This window comes from Bradyrhizobium sp., from assembly GCF_035701725.1.
GTDB lineage: Bacteria > Pseudomonadota > Alphaproteobacteria > Rhizobiales > Xanthobacteraceae > Bradyrhizobium.
The window spans coordinates 1-5,470 of the sequence record NZ_DASSRP010000238.1 but is presented as its reverse complement, the minus strand read 5'-3'; the positions used below and the strand labels follow the sequence as shown (position 1 = coordinate 5,470).

General features: G+C 65.1%; 4 protein-coding genes. 3 read left to right on the top strand and 1 reads right to left on the bottom strand.

From position 1 onward, the window contains the following. The coding region (gene cckA, locus VFL62_RS13830) for a cell cycle histidine kinase CckA (RefSeq protein ID WP_325172943.1) at positions 1–1,852 on the top strand (1,852 nt) is incomplete at its 5' end. A gap of 221 nt (positions 1,853–2,073) precedes the next feature. Next, complete coding sequence (locus VFL62_RS13825; protein WP_325172942.1) at positions 2,074–3,024, top strand: Tim44-like domain-containing protein; 951 nt, start codon at positions 2,074–2,076, stop codon at positions 3,022–3,024. Positions 3,025–3,093: 69 nt separating this feature from the next. Here the strand turns inward: VFL62_RS13825 and VFL62_RS13820 are convergent, their stop codons facing one another. Next, the gene (locus VFL62_RS13820; RefSeq protein ID WP_325172941.1) at positions 3,094–4,380 is read right to left on the bottom strand and encodes a DUF1835 domain-containing protein; all 1,287 of its coding nucleotides are present in this window, start codon (positions 4,378–4,380) and stop codon (positions 3,094–3,096) included. 367 nt (positions 4,381–4,747) lie between these two features. Between VFL62_RS13820 and VFL62_RS13815 the strand changes: the two genes are divergently transcribed. After that, positions 4,748–5,437, top strand: coding sequence for a lectin (locus tag VFL62_RS13815; RefSeq protein WP_325172940.1), 690 nt, complete (start codon positions 4,748–4,750; stop codon positions 5,435–5,437). Positions 5,438–5,470: the final 33 nt, after the last annotated feature.

The window sequence follows — 5,470 nt, the reverse complement described above, 5'->3', positions numbered from 1 at the left end:
CGGCGAACTCGCCTATGTCAACGCGACGCTTGCGAACTGGCTGGACTATGACCTCGCCGAGATCGGCTCGGGCGGCCTGCGGCTGACCGATATCGTCTCCGGCGACGGCGCCTCGCTCCTGACCTCGATCACGCCTTCGCCCGGCGAAGTCACCACCGAAGTCTTCGACATCGACCTGCGCATGCGCACCGGCAAGACCATGCCGGCGCGGCTCTACCACAAGCTGGCCTTCGGCGCCGACGGCACGCCCGGCGCCTCGCGCACGCTCGTGATCAGCCGCGCGCGCGACGAGCGCGCCGATCCGCAGCGCGCCGCCGAAGTGCGCTTCATGCGCTTCTTCGACCATACGCCGATGGCGATCGCCACCGTCGACCGTACCGGCGCCATCGTCCGTGCCAATGCGCGCTTTGCCAAGCTGTCGCAGGGGCTCGGGGCCGACGGCAAATCGATTTTCAACACCGTCAATGCACGCGACCGCAATCTTCTGGTCGCGGCCATCAACCAGGCGGCGCAGGGGCAGGGCGACATCGCCCCGGTGGAGGTGATGCTCGACGGCACCAAGGAGCGCTGGGGCCAGTTCTTCGTCACCTCGGTGGAGGAGGACGAGCGCGAGGCCGAAGCGGCCATCGTCTACATGCTGGAGACGACCGAGCGGCGCGCGCTGGAGAACCAGATCAACCAGTCGCAGAAGATGGACATGGTCGGCCAGCTCGCCGGCGGCATCGCGCACGACTTCAACAACGTGCTGTCCGCGATCATGATGGCGAACGACTTCCTGTTGAACGCGCACAAGCCGACCGATCCGTCGTTCCAGGACATCATGCAGATCAAGCAGAACGCGACCCGCGCCGCGACGCTGGTGCGGCAGCTGCTCGCGTTCTCGCGCCGTCAGACGCTGCGGCCGCAGGTGCTCGACCTCGGCGATGCGCTGTCCGATCTGACCATGCTGCTGCGCCGGCTGATCGGCGAGAAGGTCAAGCTCGATCTCGTGCACGGCCGCGACCTCTGGCCGGTGAAGGTCGACGTCTCGCAATTCGAGCAGGTCATCGTCAACCTCGCGGTCAATGCGCGCGATGCCATGCCCGACGGCGGCAAGCTCACCGTGCGAACCTCCAACGTCACGGCGGAGGAATCCACGAGGCTGGCCTATAAGGGCATGCCCTCGGCCGAATATGTCCGGATCGATATTACCGATACCGGCACCGGCATTCCGGCCGAAATCATCGACAAGATCTTCGAGCCGTTCTTCTCCACCAAGGAAGTCGGCAAAGGCACGGGCCTCGGCTTGTCCACGGTGTACGGCATCGTCAAGCAGACCGGCGGCTTCATCTATGTGGATTCGGAGCCCGGCAAGGGAACCTCGTTCCGCATATTCCTGCCGCGGCATCATCCGGAGCAGGAAGTTGCGGTGGTGGAACCTGCAGCCGCCAATGGCGCGGCCAAGGAAGCGCCCGCTGAGGCAAAACCGCGCACCGACCTCACCGGGCAGGGCACGATCCTCCTGGTCGAGGACGAGGAGGGCCTGCGTTCGCTCAACGCGCGCGGCCTGCGCTCGCGCGGCTACAGCGTGATCGAGGCCTCGAACGGCATCGAGGCGCTGGAGGCGCTGGAAGAAAAGGACGGCGCGGTCGATCTCGTGGTCTCCGATGTGGTGATGCCGGAAATGGACGGCCCGACGCTGCTCAAGACCATGCGCGGCAAGAATCCCGACCTCAAGATCATCTTCGTCTCAGGCTATGCGGAAGACGCCTTCGAGAAGAGCCTGCCGGAGAACCAGCAGTTCGCCTTCCTGCCAAAGCCCTTCACGCTGAGCCAGCTCGTGGCCGCGGTGAAGGAAACCATGGCGCCCTAGCCGTGCTGTTTGCATGCCGGCCTGGCTGGCGAATCCAATCCACCGGTAAGGTTGACAGTGCGTTGCAAGGTGCGTGCAAGGGGCGGTGCCCGCGACGCCGCGCCGCAGCCCATCCCCCTCGCTGCGGCTTCCCTTTTAGGCGACCTTGCCCATCTAAGGGGCGCTTCCCCAAAGGCGTGACAAGCCTTAAGGGAGACAGCAGGTTTCAAGGAAATAACGCCATGAATTTCAGGCATCGGGCTTTTGGTTTGGTACAGGCGGTTGCCGTGGTCTTGTCACTGGCAATGCCGCTGGTCGTCGTGGCCTCATCGGCCGATGCGCGCGTTGGCGGCGGCGTCAGCTCGGGCTCGCGCGGCTCGCGGACATTCTCTGCGCCGCCCTCGACTTCGACCGCGCCGGGTACCGCTCAACCGTTCAATCGCACCATCACCCAGCCGGGCAGCCCGAACGTCGGCGCGCCCGGTGGCGGCTTCTTCGGCCGGCCGGGCATGGGCCTGTTCGGCGGCCTGGCCGCGGGATTCCTCGGCGCCGGTCTGCTCGGCATGCTGTTTGGCGGCGGCCTGTTCGGCGGCATCGGCGGATTCTCGTCGATCATCGGACTGCTACTGCAGATCGCCCTGATCGTGTTCCTGGCGCGCCTTGCGATGGGATGGTGGCAGCGCCGCAACGAGGCGCAGGCGGCCTATGCCGGCGGACCTTCGCCGCTCGGGGCGCAAGCGACCTACCGTTCGGGAATGGGCGGCTTTGGTCTGGGGTCAGGCAGCGCGCCGGTTCAGATTCTCCCCGCCGACTATGAAGCCTTCGAGCGGCTGCTCGGCGAGATCCAGGATGCCTATTCGAACGAGGACGTAGCGCGGCTCGGCACGCTGGCGACGCCGGAAATGGTATCGTACTTCGCCCGCGATCTGCAGGCGAACAGGCAGCGCAACGTCGTCAACAAGGTTGCCGGCACCAAGCTCCTGCAAGGCGATCTGGCCGAGGCCTGGCGCGAAGGCGATACCGATTATGCGAGCGTCGCGATGCGCTATTCGCTGATCGACACCTACGTCGATCGCAGCAGCGGGCGCGTCGTCGAAGGTAACGGCCAACCGGAAGAGGTGACGGAAGTCTGGACCTTCCTGCGCCCGCGCGGCGGCAACTGGGAACTGTCGGCGATCCAGCAGACCTCCTGATCGCGCGACAGAGCCAAGAGATCGGGACGCCGCGGGCATGACCCGCGGCGTCTTTTTATGTCGGCGACTTCACCCGCCCAGACGCACCGCGTCCTTTACTTTGTCGTCCCAGCGCCAGTCCGGCATTCCCGCTTCGATTTGCACGCCGCCAACCCAACGCGGCGGTGGTTTCAGCGACATGAAATCCACATCGCCTTTCAGGACCGCGCGGCCGAGCGCGGTGATCTCCAGCCTATCGGTCCAGGGTGGCCGCGCCTTGCCGTCCGGTCCGACCCCGGCACGCCGCTCGAAAAGCGGAGCGCTTGCGCCTTCCATATGCAGCACGCGGTCGCGGAGCTGAGCGTCGCCTTGCCCGGGCAGCGGATCGGTTTCCCAATGCAACGTCGAATAGATCCTGCCGAGGCTGACGATGCCGTCCCAATGCGGCAGCGGCTCCGCCATCAGTGTCAGCGCCAGCTGCTCGGTCAAGGAGAGGCCATTGGCGAGCGAGGGCAGCTCGCGCAGATGGCGATGCAGGGCGCGAGCGAGCAGCGGCAGCGCGCGCGTACCGCCGCGCATGATCGCGGCGAGCGGGCGCGGGTCGGGGCTGGCCAGCGCACGCCAGGCCGCAAGGCCCAACTGCAACTGCGCGGCGCTGACGGATTTGCGGGTCGCCCACAGCATGCGCAGCGCTTCAGGCGGCAACTCGCCGAGCCCGGTGAAGCGTCTCGTGCCGGGAAAGTCGCCGATATTGACGAGTTCGAGCCGCGCCGGCCGCCGATGCGTTGCGTAATGTCCAAGCAGGTGGATCAGCGATAGCTGGTCGGTGACGTCGTGTTCGAACCAGAGCACGACGTGTTCGTAAGCGGCGGAATCGTGCAGCTCGCGCTCTCTATCTTCGAGGTCTCGAAGCTGTCCCTCATATTCCAGCGGCGGATCGAATTGATCGCCGTAGCAGTCGACGATGTGGCGGGCCCGCTGCTCGAGACTGCCCGGACCTTCGCGCACGGGCCCGCTCAGATAGGGGTAAATGTCGATATAGTAGTCGCCGGAAAAGCCGGCTTCCTTCAACGGCGTCTCGAGATCGTGGCCGCACCGGATATGCAGCGTTCGAAAATCGCGGTCGAGCACCGAGGTGTGCATCGCCTCGCGCGCGCGGGTCATTCCGGCGATATGGCGCTTCAGCGCAGCCCAGTTCTCGAAGCGCAGTTCCCGCGCGATCAGGTACTGGGCCTCGGCGAGTTTTGGCGGCGATCGGAAGCGCGCCAGCGCTTGCGGCTCACCCGCCTGCGCAGCCTTGAGCAGGTCCTTGGCGCGTTTGCCTTGCTGTTCGAAATTGAGACGAAAATGCGGATAGGAACCGAGCGTATCGGCCATGACAGATTCCCTTATCGGTCACCTGCGTTCGCTCAGGCAGATAAGGGGAACCATAGACCTTGGTAGGCAGGTCTTCTGTCGTGGGCGCAGCCCTTTCCGCGAACGTGGATGCTCCGACCAAAGCGCGACCATGTTGGACCAATCGCCCCGAGCGGGTCAAGCGATGGTTCAGTCACGAATTGGTTCTTGATCGGCCGGTCAAAACGAAAGGCGGCAAGACGCCGCGGCGGCTTTCGTTGTGGTGTCCTCGGCAGGGAATAAAGTCGGTTGCGTCGGGTTGGATGGGTAGCTGGCGCGAGCCAGTCGCCCGTGCGCCGCAAACAAGTCAATCAAGAAGCCAATACGAAACGAAATGGGAGGATTTTGAATGTCGGATTTTGCCAACAGCATTTTGCGTCTGGGTTTTGTCTCGGCTGCCGCGTTAATTGCAGCTCTTGCCACGCAGCCGGCACAGGCCCAGTCGGCCAATACCACGTTCTTCGTCACCTCGGCCGGTCCCGGCAAGGGCGGCGACCTCGGCGGCCTCGAGGGCGCCGACAAGCACTGCGAGACGCTCGCCGCCGCGGCCGGTGCGACCGCCAAGACCTGGCACGCTTATCTCTCGACGCAGGCTGCCGACGGCAAGCCGGCCGTCAATGCGCGTGATCGTATCGGCAAGGGACCCTGGCAGAATGCCAAGGGCGTCGTCGTCGCCAAGGACGTCGCCGATCTGCACAGCGCCTCCAACAATCTCACCAAGCAGACTGCGCTCAGCGAAAAGGGCGAGGTGATCAACGGTCGCGGCGACACGCCGAACCGCCATGACGCGCTGACGGGATCGCAGCCCGACGGCACGGCGTTCGCGGCCGGCGAAGACAAGACCTGCAAGAACTGGACGAGTTCGACGCAAGGCGCCGCGATGGTCGGCCATATCGACCGCATCGGCCTGCGCGACGACGATGCCTCGAAGTCCTGGAACTCCTCGCATCCCTCGCGCGGTCCCGATGGTGGCTGTTCGCAGGCCGACTTTAAGAGCACCGGCGGCGATGGTCTCTTGTACTGCTTCGCCGCGAACTGACGCGCTGGAACGCTTCGCCTCTTCCCGTTTGCG

Bases quoted from the DNA above. Each gene is read 5' to 3' on its own strand.
- VFL62_RS13825 (WP_325172942.1), top strand. From the start codon at position 2,074: ATGAATTTCAGGCATCGGGCTTTTGGTTTGGTACAGGCGGTTGCCGTG.
- VFL62_RS13820 (WP_325172941.1), bottom strand. From the start codon at position 4,380: ATGGCCGATACGCTCGGTTCCTATCCGCATTTTCGTCTCAATTTCGAA.
- VFL62_RS13815 (WP_325172940.1), top strand. From the start codon at position 4,748: ATGTCGGATTTTGCCAACAGCATTTTGCGTCTGGGTTTTGTCTCGGCT.